This window comes from Aureibaculum sp. 2308TA14-22, assembly GCF_040538665.1.
GTDB lineage: Bacteria > Bacteroidota > Bacteroidia > Flavobacteriales > Flavobacteriaceae > Aureibaculum.
Genome location: NZ_JBEWXT010000001.1, coordinates 2,590,516 through 2,609,138, shown reverse-complemented (window position 1 = coordinate 2,609,138; position 18,623 = coordinate 2,590,516). Strand labels below are relative to the sequence as shown.

The window sequence follows — 18,623 nt, the reverse complement described above, 5'->3', positions numbered from 1 at the left end:
GTATTTTTTAGATGCAGTAAATACTACTTGAATAGATGCCTGTATATGTCATTACCATTTGCAAACAATAGCAATGCTATTAGAAAGATAAATCCAGCAATTTGAGCATATTCTAAAAACTTATCACTTGGTTTTCTGCCTGAAATCATTTCGTACAATGTGAACACTACATGACCACCATCTAAAGCAGGAATGGGTAATAGGTTCATAACACCTAACATTATAGATAAAAATGCTGTAATGCTTAAAAAAGTCTGCCAATCCCAGGTTGGTGGAAAAATACTACCAATAGAAATAAACCCACCTAAACCTTTGTAAGCTCCAGTACTTGGGTTAAATATTTTTTTAAGTTGTTTTAAATAACCAGAAAAAGTTGTCCAAGCTTTATTCATTCCTGCTGGAATTGCTTCGACAAAGTTATAGGTTTTGGTTTCAAATTTATAATAACCGAGTCTTTCTAAATCATTCATTGGAACACCAGTTAATACACCTATTTTTCCATTATCATCAACCTTTACGCTAATGTCTTCTGTTTTATCACCTCTCTTTACGGTAATATTTACGTTTTCATTATTATATTTAGAAAACTCATTTCCAACCTGATCATAATATTTGATAGGCTTTTTGTTTATTGCAACAACTAAATCTTTAGGCTTTAACCCGCTGTTTGCATTCTGTAAAGTGTCAACTACTTTACCAATAACAAAAGGTACTCTCGGTGCCAAAAAATTTGCTTCTTCCCTTTCCCTATCAACCAATTTAGAAATAAAATCAACTGGTATCTCTTTTTCAATTACTTTACCATCTCTTTCAATGGTATAAGAATTGCCATTTACAAAGCCAATAAAAAGATCATTAAATCTTGCTACTTTTTCACCGTCGATGGTTAGTACTTTATCACCTGTTTGTAAGCCTAATTCTTCGCCTAATTCGTTTTGTACCCAAATACCGTCTTTTAAACTATCATTAGGTAAATACTGTTCACCCCATATATTCATCATTAGAATATATATGAATATCCCCAACAAAAAATTTACCGTTACACCACCTAACATAATAATCAACCTTTGCCAAGCTGGTTTTGAGCGGAACTCCCATGGTTTGGGCTCTTCTTGCATTTGTTCGGTATCCATGCTTTCGTCAATCATACCGGATATCTTTACATATCCGCCAAGAGGAATCCATCCAATACCATAAACCGTTTCGCCAATTTTCTTTTTGAAAAGTGAAAATTTATAATCAAAAAATAAATAGAATTTTTCTACACGTGTTTTGAATATTTTAGCGGGAATATAATGACCAAGTTCATGCAGTACTATTAAAATAGATAAACTCAGTATAAATTGTGAAACCTTAATAAAAATCTCCATCTGCTATAAAATCGTTTTAAAAATCAGTTTGCAAATGTAAGGTTTTAGATCCAATTACTTAGAAATGTGTCTGGTAAAAACTTTGTTAAATTATTGTTCTTTCAGTATGGTTTTGTGTAAAACACCTTGATTGGTTTCAATTTTTACCAAATGGATTCCGAAGGATAGAGGTCTTAAATTTATGGCTAATAAAGGGTTGCTTTCTTCTAGCACTAACTTGCCTAACATATTGTAAATAGAGACTTTTTCGACAACCGCATCACTAGCATTTTGAATATTTAATGCATTCTTTGCGGGATTTGGATATAAAGAAATATTGGTACTCAATATTTCTTGATCTACACCATTTTTAACTGTATTGTTTTTACTTATCAAGTGGTGTTCGGGGTCAATTTCAACGTTATCGATTTTAAAAGGTAACTTGCCTGTAAAACTCTGTTTGTTTTCAGATAGCTCTAGCCGTATTATTTGAGAATCGCCATCACCATTACTTACTTTTATAGGCACAGGCATTTCAAAAAATGCCACAGAAGCATCAGATTGTAGTTGAGTCACCACAAAATTTACTTCGTTAGTTTTTTCATTTTGAAACCAACTAATTTCGTAAGAAGGAAAACCCTTACCTGTTGTCCAATCGTTAAAGAAATCTGACAGATCTTCTCCAGTAAGTTTTTCAGTTGAGGCTTGAAACTCCTTAATTGATGCGGCTGAATTGCTCTCGTTTAATTTTAATAGATAAGCATCAATGCTATTGTTATAGTGTTCATCGCCCAATTTATACTTGAGCATATGTAAAACCAATGCTGTTTTTAAAAAACTAGGCTCTCTGTAATTTTCAGAAGTAACTTTTTCAATAGTAGTTTTTCGCCATTGTAAATCTTCGGCGTTTAAATTTGTGTCAAACTCATCCTCAGAAACCGTAATTAATTCCTGTAGATAAATATCATGTATATTCAAACTTTCTTGGCTGAATAATAAACATGAAAAAATTAATAGAATTAGGGGTAATTTTTTCTTCATAAGTAATAACTTTGCAAAGGTTGGGGAGAGCAAAGCGAACCTCAAATATATAAAAAATAATTTTATGGACTTATCCTTTTTTAAAAAATCACTCCCAACAGTGCTAAGAATGGGCATTTTATTTGTGATAATGGTTATTGTTGGGTATTTTTTACTGAGTCCTAAAAAGAGATTGCCAGTATATAACCCTGCAGATGTTAATCCAAGGTTAGTCGACGATTCTGTAAAGCATATTAAGTACAATCATAAAATTTCTGACTTTAACCTTATTAACCAAAATGGAGATATAATAACCCAACAAGATTATAGTGATAAAATATATGTAGCTGATTTCTTTTTTACAAGATGCCAAACCATTTGCCCTATAATGACAACAAATATGACAGACTTACAGACGTATTTTAAAGAGGATAGTACGGTCAAATTTTTATCTCATTCAGTTACACCTATAATTGACAGCGTATCTATTTTAAAGGCTTATGCAGAAAAAAAAGGGGTAATAGATGGTAAATGGAATTTGGTCACTGGTGATAAAAAGCAAATCTATGATTTAGCTAGAAAATCCTATTTTGCAGTTTTGGATGAAGGAGATGGGGGAGAACAAGATTTTATTCATACTGAACAATTTATTTTAGTTGATAAGAATCGCCGAATAAGAGGATTTTATGACGGTACAAATAAAGAAGATATCCAACAGATTATTAAAGATATTCAATTGTTAAAAGAGAACAAATAGAGACTTTTAAATTGAATTACTTTTCATGATATTTATCACTTTTTTTTATTAAAATTTACGTATTTTCGCACAGTATTTATAATCAATCTAAATAAAAATTGTATTCTACTTTAGCAGATCTTATTATTGGCGAAATAGGAATTATTGATGATATTCCTTATGATAGTGTGCCCTTAAAATTATTAGAAATGGGTTGTTTGCCTGGGAAAGAGGTGGAATTATTACAAATAGCCCCGTTGAAAGACCCTCTGTACATTAGGGTAAACGGTAGCCATCTTGCAATACGGAAAGAAACGGCTTCACTAATTAAAGTTACCAAAATTAAAAATTTATGCGACATAGTGAAGTCATAAATGTTGCTTTGGTTGGAAATCCCAATACTGGAAAATCACTATTGTTTAATCAGTTAACGGGTTTAAATCAAAAAGTAAGTAATTACCCTGGCGTAACTGTAGAAAAGAAAACAGGTACGGTTAAACTTAATAATGAAACCAAGGCCAGTATTACTGATTTGCCTGGCACTTATAGTATAAACCCTTCAAGTTTAGACGAAAACATTGTTTTACAAACTTTTTTAAGTATTGATAAGAAAAACTATCCAGATGTAGTTGTTGTTGTTGCTGATGTTGAGAATTTGAAACGAAATTTATTTTTATTCAGTCAAATTAAAGATTTGGAGATACCAGCCATACTAGTGATAAACATGTCGGATAGAATGAAAAGAAACGGAATTTCTATTGATATTGAATTGTTAAAGGAGGAATTAAAATCAGAAGTAATTTTAATTAGTGCCAGAAAAAATTTAGGTATTGACAATGTAAAAAAAGCAATATTAAATTATAATAAAGCCAACACGCTAAAAATTGCTGATATCGCCAATAGGATTGACACCGAATTTTTCAAAACATTAAAAGAAAAATTTAATGACACCTCATTATACAAGGCTTGGCTTTTAGTTACACAGAGCCATAATCTTACTTCAATTCCCAAAAAACTAAAAGAAAGAATTGATAATTTTAAAGCTGACCCCGTAAAATTAACCAAAATGCAGAATAAAGAAACTATTCTGCGGTATCAATATATTAATAACATACTTAAAAAAACTTATAGAACTGATGCCGAAAAGGCAACAGGGTTACGTCATAAAATTGATAAAGTACTTACGCACAAAGTATTTGGTTATTTAATCTTTGCATTTATTTTATTGCTTATTTTTCAATCTATTTTCGATTGGGCTACTATACCAATGGATTTAATTGATGCTGGTTTTGCCAATTTAAGTGAATGGACTAAAAATCAATTGCCAGATGGTGTATTTACAAATTTATTGGCTGAAGGTATTATTCCCGGTATTGGTGGTATAGTGATTTTTATACCGCAAATAGCTATTTTATTTTTACTTATTGGCATACTTGAAGAAACTGGTTATATGAGTAGGGTGGTTTTTTTGATGGATAAAATTATGCGTCGTTTTGGTATGAGCGGGAAAAGTGTAGTGCCATTAATTTCAGGGACAGCTTGTGCAATACCAGCCATTATGGCCGCTAGAAATATTGAAGGATGGAAGGAACGCTTGGTAACCATTTTAGTAACACCATTTACAACTTGTTCCGCACGTTTACCAGTCTATGCCATTTTAATAGCTCTAATTATTCCCCAACAAAGAGTGTTGGGTATATTTAGTTTACAAGGTTTAGCATTAATGTCTTTATATCTTTTGGGTTTTGCTGCTGCTGTTGTTTCTGGATGGTTATTGAATAAAACCCTAAAAGTAAAAGGTAAAAGCTTTTTTGTAATAGAAATGCCAGCATATAAAGTACCATCATTAAAAAATGTTGTATTTACAGTTATTGAAAAAACAAAAGCTTTTGTTTTTGGAGCTGGAAAAATTATTTTGGCAATTTCTATCATATTATGGTTTTTGGCATCAAACGGGCCCACAAATTTTAAAAATGCAGAAGAAACGGTAACAAATAACGTAGAAAATAGTCAATTAACACAAGCTGAACTAGATCAAGCAATCGCTTCCTATAAATTAGAAAATTCTTATATTGGTATTGCAGGTAAGACCATTGAACCTGTCATAAAACCCTTGGGTTACGATTGGAAAATTGGGATTGCCTTGTTGACTTCGTTTGCAGCTAGAGAAGTATTTGTAAGTACCTTGGCGACTATTTATAGTGTTGAGGATGATGAGAATAATACTATTAAACAGCGTATGCAAGCTGAAATTAATCCAGAAACTGGAGGTAACCGTTTCAATTTCCCTGTTGGGATGTCGTTATTGGTTTTTTATGCATTTGCCATGCAGTGTGCTGCTACCTTGGCCATAGTAAAAAAAGAGACTAATAGTTGGAAATGGCCTTTGTTACAGCTTTTTGGGATGACTACTTTGGCCTATATTGCCTCTTTTATTACCTTTACAGTATTAAGTTAAAAAAATGATACAGTCTACATTAGTATATATTGCAGTTGCTTTAGCTTTATTTTTTTTGATAAAAAAGTTCTTTTTTAAATCTAAAAAAAGTAAAGCTTGTAATACAGATTGTGGGTGTTAAATTTTAGACAGCACCACTTTTTCCAACTGTTTATCTACCATTTGTTTGTAAAACTCTTTTAAATCGGCATAACTTTGTGAACCTAATATTGGTGTATTCATATTTAATGATGATGATACTTGTAATTTATTACCTGTTACTTTACATATAAATTGATATGAACCGATGTTATCTGGAAGAGAAAAGGCAATGCTTTCAGGAGATGATTCTACCTGATATTCTTCTGGTATTGTGATTGAGATATTATATTTTTCTTGAAAAGGTACACCAAAATCGACTGGGAATTGTCTGCTTTCTAATTTGAAAGGGTTCTCTTTTTCTGTATGAAAAAGTAATGGTGAAAAATATATTTTATCACCAATAATTTCAGCTTGGTTATCACTTTCAAAACTAAATTGATATGATATTGGCTTATAAATATCATTTTTATTTTTTGGTTTAAAATCACCAATCTCAATATCATTATTGTCTTTTTCTAATTTACCAATCAATTCGTTTTCGGCCAAATTATTATTCCTTAGCCTTTTATTTAAGGCCAATAAGTTGTCATAACTGCATCGTTCTGTACCTTCTAATAATCCTTCGCTATCAATTGTAGCCATTATGAAAACAGTTTCTCTGGAAGGAACTGAAGGGAACAAGTTTACTTCATTTGAACTCCCGTTTTCTCTAACAATTCTTCCCATCCAATTTAAATCCCGTAGAGGTAATACATTGGGTGTGCTATAGGGTTCGGTAGCGTCCAATAAAATAATACCATTAGGCACTTCTACACCTGCAATTACATAATTAAACCCTTCTTGCGTTGGAAAAAGAGGAATACCATGAGAACGGGTACTGATTAGTATAGGGTTAGCCTTTAAATTAGCAGCACGTAACATTGAAACTAAATTTAGATTAATTTCTGCAACATTGCCTACACCTTCCTTATAAGCTTTTCTCACCCCATCTTTAGTGTAAATAGAAGTGTAATCGTTCCATTTTATTTTTTGTTTTACAAATTGAAAAATTTTAGCAATTTTTTCATTATCGGGAGCGGTCATATTAATTAGACTATCTAAATCATCTTTAAAATGTGATTTTTTATCTAACTGACCTCCAAAATTACTGCTCTTGTAAATAGTTTTTGTAACATCTTCCCAAGTAGTATTATAAAATTTTACTGGCGAATCAGGATATTTGATACTGGTCAATTCAAACTTTAAAGCCGTTAGGTAATTATTTATGTTATTTACGTAAGGCTCTTCTTTTAAAGCTGGTACATTTTGCAATTTACATTCAATAATATTGGTTTTATAATCTAATTTATTTTGGCTGTAATTAGTTTCGTTGGTTGAGAAACCACTACCTCCACTTCTTTGCTTGTTGTTAAAAGTAATAGCTGAAGATTTACTAGTTCTGTTTATATTGATTGGATAAAAGCCTTTGGTTACGTTTTTAAAAACAAAATATTCGGGCATTTCAACTTTAGATTCTATATATTTTATAGGTATAAACGCCTGTAATTCCATATCTTCAATACGGGTATAATAGGGTGAAGTAATAGTATATTCCCACTCAACTACACTGCCCTCTGTCAAGTTGGGCATAGTAAATTTTTCACGTTTCCAATATTTGTTTACATTCTCATCAAAAATATCTTTTTTGCTCAATTTTGTTTTTTCTATTTTTCCATTTACTAAATTAAAAGTATTGGCTTTTATTGAAACTCTTTCGTGTTCATCTCCTTGATATAATAATATTTTTTTCGTTGCCCAATCATAGCCTTCCTTATTGTAAATTTTAATACGTTCATGTATATTTGTCATGAGTCTAAAACCTCGACCTTGATCATATTCAAAATAAGACCTTCTTTTTTTATACAAAATTGCAGCATTTGCAGAAGAATCTCGTGGATAGACTTTTTCTGTTAACTCTTCTTTAGATACTTTTCCAAATTTCACATCTTGTGCTATTATTTGATAACTTAATAGCATTAATAATGAGACAATGACTGATTTTTTCATAATTCTATTTTTTGCAAATTCCTGAATATGGATATTACGGGGTTGATTTTATAAGTACAATTTTGTTTTTATCTTGTTTTGCTATTTTTTTTCTAAAATCTCTATATGCTTTGTAATCCTTGGCAGGATAAAGACCCTCGTTCAATTTGAACACGCGGGTGTATTTTAGGTTTTTCTCGTCAATTTTTTCTATGCTTAATGTATAGCTCCCAAATTTATTTTTAACATCAATGTTGTTAGGTAGAGCTTCAATATTGTAATCGGCAGGTAATGAAATTTTGAATTCGTCTTTATCAATAAAACCACGTGCTATTTCAAAAGGCAGTTTTCTGTTGCGGTAACGTTTGGGTACATCTAATGCTCTGTTAAAAGCGTTTATAGTAAACAACATTCTGTCGCCGCTAAAAGAAGCATATTTTGAAGCACCGAGTTCAATATTTTCGGTAAAAATTATGCTGTCTCTATTGTTTGTAAAGGCATAATTTTTTAAATTTATATTATTGACATATGACCAATAATCAGATTTGTAATGTGCTTCAATATCTCTTTTTGACTTATTTTCTATTATGAAATGGTCACTATACTGAATTCCACCCGAACGAATCTTAATTTGTGCTTCTATGTTACCCTCATTATTGATTTTATAATTTGCCTTTGTGTTTTGAAAACTATCTTCAGTTTTATAAATACCAGTATGCTTTAATTTTCCACCTTCTGGAGTTATTACAAGTACATCTCTATTATCAGTAAAAGTGCCTTGATAACCAAAAGGATCTATTTGACTTGTACATTCTAACCAATTATCCCTTTTGTCAGAAGGAACATATAAAATCATATGATTCCCCTGAGGAGAAGCTAAATCTTTTTCTAAGCTTTTAATAGGGCCGCCATAAAGTAGCACATGATATGATTCAACTCCAACTTCATCTAATAATGATTTTGTGTAATTGGTTAAAGCTTTACAATCTCCATATCCTAATTTGTCCACATCTGTTGCTAACATTGGCATCCAACCGCCAATACCTACCTGTACACTTATATATCGTGTTTTCTCTTGTACGTAATCATATATGATTCTGGCTTTTTCAACTGGATCTTCAATGCCATCGACCATTTGTTTTACTTTAGTTTTAGTGCTTTCTGGCAATGCCATTCGACTTACAATTAAGTTGTCGTACATCCATTTGCCAAATTCTGTCCAATTATTAGCAGAACCATCAACATTTTCTAGTCTAAATTTATTGCTGGCAACAATTAACCAAGGCATAATCTTTAATGATGAAGGGCATAATTCTTCATATTTAATGGCAGGAGAATTGTTGATTTCGTAAGTGAGCGTATTTGGCTTTGTAGATTTGGCAATAGTATAATTTTCAAAATTTTTTTCAGCTTTTTGGATGCTCAAGTAAGTTGGGTAGGTAATTTCATAACTGCTTTTGACCACCCCTTGATGGTATGAGGCATAAGGATACCATCTTGGAATAAATGCAGTGTTAGAAGATTCTACTTCGTACTCGTAATAAATGGTATAGGGATATGAAGTAGGTACATAGTTATAATAAATAAGCCTGCCATCATTAAATAACGAAATGCCGTCTGCAGCACTTCTGTCCGTAAAATCACGCTTTTTTATATCCTTTATCTCAACGCCCATTGCATTGTAAACATAGGCTCTTACTTTTTTTATCTCGTTTGAAGAATCGTAATGTATTACAATTTGGGAATTTCGATCCCCTAATTTATTGAGTACAGCAACCACTTTTTTTCGAGAAACAATCATTTTTTTAGAAGATTCCAACGTAATCTTTGTATTTGAGTTTAGCACGACTGAATTGGCATTCTGTTTTAAACTATCAGGGATAGCTAAAATACTGTAATCAAAATTTTGTGAAAAAGTAAATTGAAAGCAAAATAAGGCTACAAAAAACAGTAACTTTTTAAAATTCATAACAATATGGTGCTTAGCTTGAGTTGTTTATATTCAAATTCATTTGTAATACAAATAACGTGTTAAGGTGAAAATTATTCTATGATAAAAATCATATTATGATTTATTTTCTGTATCAATAACAATAGTAACTGGGCCGTCGTTTACTAATTCAATTTTCATGTCGGCACCAAAAATACCAGTTCCTACTTTTTTTCCAAATGCTGCCTCTGTATGTTGGATAAATTGATTGTAAATGGGGATTGCAATTTCAGGTTTTGCTGCTTTAATATAAGAGGGTCTATTCCCTTTTTTTGTACTTGCCAACAATGTAAATTGGCTTACAATTATAATGTCGCCGCTAATGTCAACCAACGATTTATTCATTACTCCATGCTCATCGTTAAAAATTCTAAGGTTTAGAATTTTTTTAGATAGCCACTCAATATCCAGTTGTGAATCATTTTCGGTTATGCCCAATAAAACTAACAAGCCGGTTTCAATAGAAGAAACAATCTTATTATCAACCGTTACGGATGCTTTGTTTACTCTTTGAATTACGGCTTTCAAATTTGATGAAATTTATTTTAGCGTCAACAATCAATCATCTAATTCCCTGACCCAAATATTTCTGAAACTAGGTTTGCTGCCATCATTATGGTCTTGTAACATTATTGGAGCTTTGCCGTGGGGTTCATTGGTTGGCCAACCAATAAAGGCTACAGCTCCTTGAATTTCAAAATGATCTTGAATTAAGACGCCATTGTGTAAAACAGTGATAGTTCCAGATTTTGTTTTTTTGCCATCAGCGTCAAATTTTGGGGCATGAAAAATAATATCATAACTGTTCCATTCTCCAGTAGGAACTGCGGCGTTTACAGCAGGAATGGATTGTTTGTAAACAGCCCCAACTTGACCGTTTACATAAGTGTCATTATTGTTATTGTCTAAAATTTGTACTTCGTAACGTTTTTGGATAAACACTCCACTATTGGCTCTAGATTGTCCTTCTCCAACAATTTTGGTTGGAGATTTCCATTCAAGGTGTAATTGTATACTGCCAAAATTTCGTTTGGTTTGTAAACTTCCTGAACCACTAACAACAGTCATGCTTCCGTCTTTATTGAGCGTCCATTTTGCTTCAGTCGAATCTCTATCGACAACCCATTCATCTAAATTTTTACCATCAAATAGCACTATGGCATCTGAAGGAACACCATTTTTATCTATACTTACTTTAGGTGGCTTAGGCTCCCAAATTTCTGTTTCTTCAGGTTTAGTAGGTTCTTTTTCTAAGTTTTCTACTTGTTGTAAAGTGTCAATTTTTGTGTCGCTTTCACTTTCTTTTTTTAGGGATTCCTTACATCCAAAAAGAGCTAAACTAACGAAGATGATAATAATATTTTTATACATTATAATTTTCTAATTTTAATATTTCTAAACCAAACTTTGTCACTATGATCTTGTAAGCCAATATGGCCATTTGGTGTTTTAGCGAATTTGTCCCAGGTTTTAAATTTGGAATTGGCAACTAGTTCATCCCATTTTTTTCCATGCAACGGAAAAGTAGCAATTATAGTTCCGTTTAAGGTAGAAGAACCTTCATTGGTTTTGTGATTAATTTTGATTACCGCTTTGTTCCACTCTCCGGCTGGATTAGAAACATCTTTCGAAGGCGATACCAAATCGTATAAGGCTCCTGCCTGACGATCCGTTCCGTTCTTGGCATCGGGATGTCTTTGGTTGTCCAGCACTTGAACTTCTAAAGCAGATCCGTAAATTTTTTCATCTTTAGCTTCTAAAACCCCCCAAAATATACCACTGTTACCACCCTCAGAAATTTTCCATTCTATGGATAATTCAAAATTTTCGAACTTTTCCTTGGTAATAATGTCTTGTCCACCACCTTTTACAGGCGTAAATGCCATTGCATTATTTTCAATAGACCAACCTGAAGGCATATCATTCATTAAATAACCCCGCCAAGCATCCATAGAGCTACCATCAAACAGTGTAATCCACTCATTTGTATTTTCAGCCATAATTTGAGTTTCTGCTTTAGGTTCTTCTACCTGAGCAGTCTCTTTTTTTTCGTTTTTACATGCCAAAAAAGTAAGTAATGCAAGTAAAATAATAGTTAGTTTTTTCATTTGTGTTATGGTGGTTTTTAAATTCCTAGTATTCTTTTTAGTTTTTCTTTGTCAATGTCCGCCCCAGCAAAATCATCAAAGGCTTTTTCTGTGGCTTCAATAATGTGATTTTTAATAAAAACAGCACCTTCTCTTGCTCCTTGCTCTGGGCTTTTAATGCAGCATTCCCATTCCATTACAGCCCAAACATCACATCCGTATTGAGTTAGTTTCGAAAAAATAGTTTTAAAATCTATTTGGCCATCACCTAAAGAACGATAGCGTCCAGCTCTGTCGCCCCAATTGTTGTATCCGCCAAAAGCTCCTTTTTTTCCTGTAGGATTGAATTCAGAATCTTTTACGTGGAAAGATTTTATAAACTCATGATAATGATCTATATAGGCCAGATAATCTAATTGTTGTAATACAAAATGGGAAGGGTCGTATAAAATATTTACACGCTTATGATTTCCTGTTGCTCCTAAAAAGCGTTCAAAAGTATCACCATCATGAAGGTCTTCTCCAGGATGAATTTCATAACAAACATCCACACCATTTTCGTCAAAGACATTTAAAATAGGCAACCATCTTTTTGCTAATTCCTCAAAACCCATTTCAACCAATCCGGGAGGTCTTTGTGGCCAAGGATGCATCGTGTGCCAAAGTAATGCTCCCGAAAATGTGGCATGTGCTTTTAACCCTAGATGTTTACTGGCAATAGCAGCATTTTTAACAGTTTGTACTGCCCATTTAGTCCTTTCTTTAGGGTTGTTTTTTACGCTGTCAGGTGCAAAATTGTCAAACATAATATCATAGGCTGGATGCACAGCTACTAGTTGACCTTGAAGATGTGTTGAAAGCTCAGTTATCTCTAAACCATAAGAATTTATTTTGCCTTTTAACTCATCGCAATAGGTTTTGCTTTCAGCTGCTTTATCTAAATCTATTAGTCTTGTTTCCCAAGTAGGGATTTGAATACCTTTATAGCCTAAATCACTTGCCCATTTACATAATCCGTCTAACGAGTTGAACGGAGCATCATCACCCATAAATTGTGCTAAAAAAACAGCAGGTCCTTTTATTGTCTTCATTTTATTATCCTATATTTATAGAAAATTCTACTTAATTATTATAGTCTTTTGAGAGATTATAAATATAGGAATAAGATAATACATAAAAAAAATAAAATGAATCAACAATCAGAATATGACGCCATTGTAGTGGGTACAGGAATTAGCGGAGGTTGGGCGGCCAAAGAATTATGTGAAAAGGGTTTAAAAACCTTAGTTTTAGAACGTGGACCAATGGTAGAGCACGTTAAAGATTATAAAACGATGAATGATGATCCTTGGGATTATGAGTTAAAAGGAGAACTATCACCGGCGGATTTAGAAAAATATCATATTCAAAAAAGAGTAGGGTGGGCTCCTCAAGAAGATTGTAAGCACTTTTTTGTCAACGATTTAGATCATCCATATGTGGAAACAAAACGTTTTGATTGGATTCGTGGATATCAAGTAGGTGGTCGTTCTTTAACTTGGGGAAGGCAAAGTTATAGGTGGAGCGATATTGATTTTGAGGCCAATAAAAAAGAAGGTATTGGTATTGATTGGCCAGTGCGTTATAAAGATATTTCGCCATGGTATGATATGGTCGAGGAATATATAGGAGTTAGTGGTGAAAATTTAGGATTAAAACAATTGCCCGATGGAAAATTTTTACCGCCCATGGAATTGCATTGTGCAGAGATTGATTTAAAAAACGCTTTGGCTGAAAAGTTTGATGACGGAAGATTACTTACTATTGGTAGAGCCGCAAACATAACAGGTAACACAACTGATATTAAAGGGCGTGGACCTTGTCAATATAGAAATAGGTGTTGGAGAGGGTGTCCATATGGTGCTTATTTCAGTAGCAATGCTTCTACATTACCTGCTGCTGAACGTACAGGAAATATGACCTTGAGACCTAATTCAATAGTATATGAAGTGATGTATGACGATGTTACAAAAAGAGCTACTGGTGTTAAAATTATTGATACAGTTACTAGTGAAAAAATAGAATTTAAAGCTAAGGTTATTTTCTTATGTGCTTCGGCTATGGCTTCGGTAGGTATTTTATTACAATCAAAATCTGAACGTTTCCCTAATGGTTTAGGAAATGATTCTGATGCTTTGGGTAGAGGAATAATGGATCATCATTATAAACTAGGAGCCACAGCGAAAGTAGATGGTCATTTAGATAAATATTATAAAGGTAGAAGACCTAATGGATTTTATATTCCACGTTTTGTGAATCTTGATGAAAAGACAAAAAAAGAATCCTTTTTACGCGGATATGGATTTCAGGGAGGAGCAAGCAGACATGATTGGTCAGAATCTATTGCGGAATTAGGTTATGGTGAACAATTAAAAGAAGCAATACTAAAACCGGGCGGTTGGCAAATTGGGGTAACTGGGTTTGGTGAATTTTTACCTTATGATGATAATAGAGTTACGTTGAGTTCTGATAAAAAGGATAAATGGGGTTTGCCTCAATTAGATTTTGATGTTGAATTCAAAGAGAATGAATACAACATGCGAGAAGACATTAAAAAAGAGATTGTTAGCATGTTTAAGGCGGCAGGGTTTAAAGATGTAAAAGCTTATGATGAACCATCTGGCCCTGGATTAGGTATTCACGAAATGGGTGGAGCAAGAATGGGTGAGAATCCCAAAACATCAATACTAAACAGAAATAATCAAGTACACTCAGTACCTAATGTGTATGTTACAGATGGAGCATTTATGACTTCGTCAAGTTGTGTAAACCCATCATTAACATATATGGCTTTTACAGCAAGAGCAGCAAACCATGCAACAGAACAACTAAAATTGGGTAAATTTTCTTAGAATAATTCAATCCAAATCTACCCAACTATTTCCTTGTTTATGAGAATTTACGGTACTTTCAATAAAGTTAAGTCCGCGTACACCGTCACTCATTGTTGGGAATTCCCCAGAATTGTACTTCTCGCCTCTTATGGCTCTGGCTACACCTAAATAAATATTTGCCATGGCATCAAAAATACCTTCAGGATGCCCAGGAGGTAATTTTGTACCATCTAAAGACAGCTCTGAATTGTAAGCATGTCCCGGTTTATAAACTTGCAAAGGTTTGTCATCACTCAACAGATATAAAAAATTAGGATTCTCTTGTTCCCATTTAAGAGCACCTTTGTCTCCGTAAACAGCAATAGTCAATCCATTTTCTTCTCCTGTAGCAATCTGACTGGAACGGATAACGCCTTTAGCATTGCTATCAAATCGTACTAAAACAGTTCCGTCAATATCCATTTTATTGTCTTCGTATAAGTAATTGAGATCAGCTAAAATAGACTTTACCTGCATTCCCGTTGTAAACTCAATCATATTAAAGGCATGCACACCTATATCACCCATACAACAGCTAATTCCTGATTTTTCAGGATCTAATCGCCACGTTGAACTACGTTTAGACTTATCGTGTATGATTGGGTTTATCCATCCTTGATAGTATTGGGCATCTACTTTTTGCATGTTGCCAATTACTCCATCTTTTATCATTTCACGCATTTGGCGAGTCATTGGATAGCCAGTATAAGTATGTGTAACCGCAAAAGTCAAATCAGAATCATTTAAAATTTCCTGTAAAATTTTAGCCTCCTCGTAAGTTGTAGTCATTGGTTTTTCACAAATCACATTGAATCCATTTTCCAATAATTTTTTAGCCATTGGAAAATGCAAAAAATTTGGAGTGAGTATAGAACAAACTTGAATTCGTTCATCTTCGGGCAGCTTTAGTTCTTCATCAATTAAAGTATCAAAATCCTTATAAATTCTATTAGTTGGAATGTCTATTTCTTTGGCAAAACTTAAATTGTCATTATAGTTAGGATTAAAAACAGCTCCAACAATTTTATAATTATCATTAATGTGTGAGGCAACACGATGTAACACACCTATAAGTGAATCACCTCCACCACCTAGAATTCCCAATCTTATTTTTTTTGGCATAGATTAATTTTTTATTCTTAATTTAACTTTTTAGCAGCATTTATTAATAATTGTTTGGTAGCTTCAATACCCTCTTCTTCACTCAAACGGCTTCCTTCATATTCAACTCCGATATATCCGGTATATCCTGCATCTTTTACAATTTGTAATAAACGAGTGTAATCTAGAGTAGTTTCATTACCATCTGTATCAAAATCATAAGATTTAGCACTAACTGCTTTGGCATGCTTCATTAAGATTTCTGTACCTTTGTAATAGTCATAAAGTTCATCTTTGGATATGCGAAAGTTGCCAAAGTCGGGTAGTGTTCCACAATTATCCATATTAATTTTGGTCATAACTTCGCTCAATAAATCTGCATTTGAAGAAAACCCACCGTGATTTTCAACGATTACATTGATGTTTTTGGTTGCTCCATATTCGGCCAATTTGCCTAAACCTTTAACCGAAGATTCTATCCAAGCATCTTTTTCAGTGGCACCATTTAAGTTTACACGAATAGCATGACATCCTAAAAAAGCAGCAGCATCAACCCATTTTTTGTGATTGTCAATAGCTTGATTTCTTTCTTTTTCATCCGTTGAAGCCAAATTTCCCTCACCGTCTACCATAATCAAAACATTTTTAACACCATGAGCTGTACTTTTAGCTTTTAAAGAATCAAGAAGAGCATCCATACTCATAGTTTTTAATTTTTCATTGTACAGTCCCGATACATATTCTATACCTTCAAAACCTAGTTCTTTGGCTTTTTCTGCAAAACCTATCGGATCTAAGGTTTTTTCATTCCGTATGGCTTTATGCAAAGACCACTGAGCTAATGAGATTTTAAAAAAAGGTGCTTTTTTTTCAGCTGAAACAACTTCTACTGTTTCATCGGTTTTAGGTGATGTTTTCTTACAAGAAGCGGTAGTTAAGAGAAGTGCAAATAATGCATAAAGAATGTTTTTTGTCATAATTGTTTGGTTAAGATATTTTAAATAAATGATTGTGTTGTCTTATTTTTTTGAATGATAAAATTACAAAAGTTTCATTAAAATAGTAATAATTTGATTAAATTTAGGCTTTAAAATTATTCAATACCTAATCAAATCGTATTATTTTTAATAAGTAAGTATTACGTAAATATTTAAAAGCCAAATGAATAACATGCTTAACGAACATTATGATGCCATAGTAATAGGAACAGGAATTAGTGGAGGCTGGGCAGCAAAAGAGCTTTGTGAAAAAGGATTAAAAACATTGGTATTAGAGCGTGGTAGAATGGTTAAGCATGGTGAATACCCTACAATGAACGATGATCCTTGGGATATGGAGTTACGAGGAAGTAGTACTCCAGAAGATAGAAAAAGACAAGAAAAACAGAGCAGAACAGGTTATACAACAAAGGCAGAAAGTAAGCACTGGTTTGTAGATGATATTAAACATCCGTATAACGAAGTTAAGCGTTTTGATTGGATGCGAGGATATCATGTTGGTGGACGTTCCATTACATGGGGTCGTCAAAGTTATCGTTTAAGTGATCTGGATTTTACAGCAAATGCTAAAGACGGTTATGGTGTAGATTGGCCAATACGGTATAAAGATATTGCACCTTGGTATGATTATGTTGAACGTTATATTGGCGTGAGCGGTGAGAAGTTGGGATTACCACAATTGCCAGATGGAATTTTTAGCCCGCCGATGGAACTGACCTGTGTTGAAGAAGAATTTAAGTCGAAAATTGCAAATAATTACGATGATAGATTATTAACAATTGGTAGAGCTGCACATATTACAGGCGATCATAAACACAAAGGCAGAACAAATTGTCAATTCAGAAACAGATGTATTAGGGGCTGCCCTTATGGAGGTTATTTTAGCAGTAATGCTTCAACTTTGCCAGCTGCAAATGCTACAGGTAACATGACTTTGAGACCAAATTCTATTGTTCATGAGATTATTTATGATGATAAACAGAAGAAAGCCACAGGAGTAAAAGTTATTGATACCGAAACTAAAGAAACATATGTTTTTAATGCTGATATTATTTTTTGCTGTGCCTCTGCAATCGCTTCTACGTCTATTTTAATGCAATCTAAATCAGATAGGTTTCCTAATGGATTGGGTAACGACTCGGGCGAATTGGGCCATAATATTATGGATCATCACTTAGGATCTGGAGCAAGAGCAAAGGTTGATGGTTATGAAGATAAATATTATAAAGGAAGAAGGCCTAATGGAATTTACATTCCACGATTCAGAAATTTAGGAGACAAAAAAACAGAAAGAAAAGATTTTTTAAGAGGTTATGGTTACCAAGGAGGAGGGGGAAGGTATGGTATTACTGAACATATTGCTGAATTAGGTTATGGAGCCGAATATAAAGAGGCAATATTGAAACCGGGAGGATGGAGTATGGGCTTAGGTGGTTTCGGCGAATGTTTACCTTACCATGATAATAAAATGACATTGGATTATGAAAAATTAGATGATTGGGGCCTACCAACAGTAACTTTTGATGCTGAATGGAAAGAGAATGAATTGACTATGCGTGAAGACATTAAACAACAAGCCGCTGAAATGCTAGAAAAAGCAGGTTTTAGAGATGTTGAAACTTTTGACACAAGGCATGCACCCGGTATTGGTATCCATGAAATGGGTACAGCAAGAATGGGTAGAGATCCAAAAACTTCTGTGCTTAACGCTATTAATCAAATCCATACCGTACCTAATGTATATGTTACTGATGGTGCCTGTATGACCTCAGCGGGATGTCAAAATCCATCATTGACTTATATGGCATTAACTGCAAGAGCTGCTCAATATGCAGTTAAACAATTCAAATCTAAAAAAGCTTAAAT

Annotated in this window: 15 protein-coding genes; 5 read left to right on the top strand and 10 right to left on the bottom strand. The window is 33.3% G+C overall.

Features of this window, described 5'->3' with window-relative positions:
- Nucleotides 1-23 precede the first annotated feature (23 nt).
- Nucleotides 24-1,370, bottom strand: coding sequence for an RIP metalloprotease RseP (rseP, locus tag U5A88_RS11710; RefSeq protein ID WP_354206645.1), 1,347 nt, complete (start codon nt 1,368-1,370; stop codon nt 24-26).
- 90 nt (nt 1,371-1,460) lie between these two features.
- Complete coding sequence (locus tag U5A88_RS11705) at nt 1,461-2,390, bottom strand: T9SS type A sorting domain-containing protein (protein ID WP_354206643.1); 930 nt, start codon at nt 2,388-2,390, stop codon at nt 1,461-1,463.
- A 64-nt stretch (nt 2,391-2,454) separates the two neighbouring features.
- On the opposite strand from U5A88_RS11705, the gene U5A88_RS11700 reads away from it, so the two are divergent.
- The 3 genes from U5A88_RS11700 to feoB all read left to right on the top strand — a co-directional run bounded on the left by U5A88_RS11700 (nt 2,455) and on the right by feoB (nt 5,563).
- A complete protein-coding gene (locus U5A88_RS11700; protein WP_354206641.1) occupies nt 2,455-3,126 on the top strand; it encodes an SCO family protein in 672 nt (223 codons plus the stop codon).
- 98 nt (nt 3,127-3,224) lie between these two features.
- A complete protein-coding gene (locus tag U5A88_RS11695) occupies nt 3,225-3,479 on the top strand; it encodes a FeoA family protein (RefSeq protein ID WP_354206639.1) in 255 nt (84 codons plus the stop codon).
- The gene (feoB, locus tag U5A88_RS11690; RefSeq protein ID WP_354206637.1) at nt 3,458-5,563 is read left to right on the top strand and encodes a ferrous iron transport protein B; all 2,106 of its coding nucleotides are present in this window, start codon (nt 3,458-3,460) and stop codon (nt 5,561-5,563) included. Before U5A88_RS11695 ends, feoB begins: the two co-directional genes overlap by 22 nt.
- A 117-nt stretch (nt 5,564-5,680) precedes the next feature.
- Here the strand turns inward: feoB and U5A88_RS11685 are convergent, their stop codons facing one another.
- The 6 genes from U5A88_RS11685 to U5A88_RS11660 all read right to left on the bottom strand — a co-directional run bounded on the left by U5A88_RS11685 (nt 5,681) and on the right by U5A88_RS11660 (nt 12,837).
- A complete protein-coding gene (locus U5A88_RS11685) occupies nt 5,681-7,690 on the bottom strand; it encodes a DUF3857 domain-containing protein (protein ID WP_354206635.1) in 2,010 nt (669 codons plus the stop codon).
- A gap of 34 nt (nt 7,691-7,724) precedes the next feature.
- Nucleotides 7,725-9,638 (bottom strand): DUF3857 domain-containing protein, encoded by a 1,914-nt coding sequence (locus U5A88_RS11680; protein ID WP_354206634.1) that lies wholly within the window; start codon nt 9,636-9,638, stop codon nt 7,725-7,727.
- A 96-nt stretch (nt 9,639-9,734) separates the two neighbouring features.
- Nucleotides 9,735-10,187 carry a D-aminoacyl-tRNA deacylase gene (gene dtd / locus U5A88_RS11675; protein WP_354206632.1) on the bottom strand — a complete coding sequence of 151 codons (453 nt, stop codon included), beginning with the start codon at nt 10,185-10,187 and terminating at the stop codon, nt 9,735-9,737.
- A 30-nt stretch (nt 10,188-10,217) separates the two neighbouring features.
- Nucleotides 10,218-11,030, bottom strand: a complete 813-nt coding sequence (locus tag U5A88_RS11670) for a 3-keto-disaccharide hydrolase (RefSeq protein ID WP_354206630.1) — start codon at nt 11,028-11,030, stop codon at nt 10,218-10,220.
- Nucleotides 11,030-11,767 carry a 3-keto-disaccharide hydrolase gene (locus U5A88_RS11665; protein ID WP_354206628.1) on the bottom strand — a complete coding sequence of 246 codons (738 nt, stop codon included), beginning with the start codon at nt 11,765-11,767 and terminating at the stop codon, nt 11,030-11,032. Before U5A88_RS11665 ends, U5A88_RS11670 begins: the two co-directional genes overlap by 1 nt.
- 17 nt (nt 11,768-11,784) lie before the next feature.
- Nucleotides 11,785-12,837: a sugar phosphate isomerase/epimerase family protein gene (locus U5A88_RS11660; RefSeq protein WP_354206626.1), complete on the bottom strand. Its 1,053-nt coding sequence runs from the start codon at nt 12,835-12,837 to the stop codon at nt 11,785-11,787.
- Between the two features lie 96 nt (nt 12,838-12,933).
- On the opposite strand from U5A88_RS11660, the gene U5A88_RS11655 reads away from it, so the two are divergent.
- Nucleotides 12,934-14,637 (top strand): GMC family oxidoreductase, encoded by a 1,704-nt coding sequence (locus U5A88_RS11655; protein WP_354206624.1) that lies wholly within the window; start codon nt 12,934-12,936, stop codon nt 14,635-14,637.
- A gap of 6 nt (nt 14,638-14,643) precedes the next feature.
- On the opposite strand, the gene U5A88_RS11650 is transcribed toward U5A88_RS11655, so the two are convergent.
- Nucleotides 14,644-15,780: a Gfo/Idh/MocA family protein gene (locus U5A88_RS11650; protein ID WP_354206622.1), complete on the bottom strand. Its 1,137-nt coding sequence runs from the start codon at nt 15,778-15,780 to the stop codon at nt 14,644-14,646.
- 17 nt (nt 15,781-15,797) lie between these two features.
- Nucleotides 15,798-16,736: a sugar phosphate isomerase/epimerase family protein gene (locus U5A88_RS11645; RefSeq protein WP_354206620.1), complete on the bottom strand. Its 939-nt coding sequence runs from the start codon at nt 16,734-16,736 to the stop codon at nt 15,798-15,800.
- A gap of 184 nt (nt 16,737-16,920) precedes the next feature.
- On the opposite strand from U5A88_RS11645, the gene U5A88_RS11640 reads away from it, so the two are divergent.
- Complete coding sequence (locus U5A88_RS11640) at nt 16,921-18,621, top strand: GMC oxidoreductase (protein ID WP_451963260.1); 1,701 nt, start codon at nt 16,921-16,923, stop codon at nt 18,619-18,621.
- The last annotated feature ends 2 nt before the right edge of the window (nt 18,622-18,623 follow it).

What these genes read in the sequence shown, in the direction of transcription:
- U5A88_RS11660 (WP_354206626.1), bottom strand. Translation starts at nt 12,837, where the DNA reads ATGAAGACAATAAAAGGACCTGCTGTTTTTTTAGCACAATTTATGGGT.
- rseP (WP_354206645.1), bottom strand. Translation starts at nt 1,370, where the DNA reads ATGGAGATTTTTATTAAGGTTTCACAATTTATACTGAGTTTATCTATT.
- U5A88_RS11685 (WP_354206635.1), bottom strand. Translation starts at nt 7,690, where the DNA reads ATGAAAAAATCAGTCATTGTCTCATTATTAATGCTATTAAGTTATCAA.
- U5A88_RS11680 (WP_354206634.1), bottom strand. Translation starts at nt 9,638, where the DNA reads ATGAATTTTAAAAAGTTACTGTTTTTTGTAGCCTTATTTTGCTTTCAA.
- U5A88_RS11650 (WP_354206622.1), bottom strand. Translation starts at nt 15,780, where the DNA reads ATGCCAAAAAAAATAAGATTGGGAATTCTAGGTGGTGGAGGTGATTCA.
- U5A88_RS11655 (WP_354206624.1), top strand. Translation starts at nt 12,934, where the DNA reads ATGAATCAACAATCAGAATATGACGCCATTGTAGTGGGTACAGGAATT.
- U5A88_RS11640 (WP_451963260.1), top strand. Translation starts at nt 16,921, where the DNA reads ATGAATAACATGCTTAACGAACATTATGATGCCATAGTAATAGGAACA.
- U5A88_RS11705 (WP_354206643.1), bottom strand. Translation starts at nt 2,390, where the DNA reads ATGAAGAAAAAATTACCCCTAATTCTATTAATTTTTTCATGTTTATTA.
- U5A88_RS11645 (WP_354206620.1), bottom strand. Translation starts at nt 16,736, where the DNA reads ATGACAAAAAACATTCTTTATGCATTATTTGCACTTCTCTTAACTACC.
- U5A88_RS11700 (WP_354206641.1), top strand. Translation starts at nt 2,455, where the DNA reads ATGGACTTATCCTTTTTTAAAAAATCACTCCCAACAGTGCTAAGAATG.
- U5A88_RS11665 (WP_354206628.1), bottom strand. Translation starts at nt 11,767, where the DNA reads ATGAAAAAACTAACTATTATTTTACTTGCATTACTTACTTTTTTGGCA.
- U5A88_RS11670 (WP_354206630.1), bottom strand. Translation starts at nt 11,030, where the DNA reads ATGTATAAAAATATTATTATCATCTTCGTTAGTTTAGCTCTTTTTGGA.
- feoB (WP_354206637.1), top strand. Translation starts at nt 3,458, where the DNA reads ATGCGACATAGTGAAGTCATAAATGTTGCTTTGGTTGGAAATCCCAAT.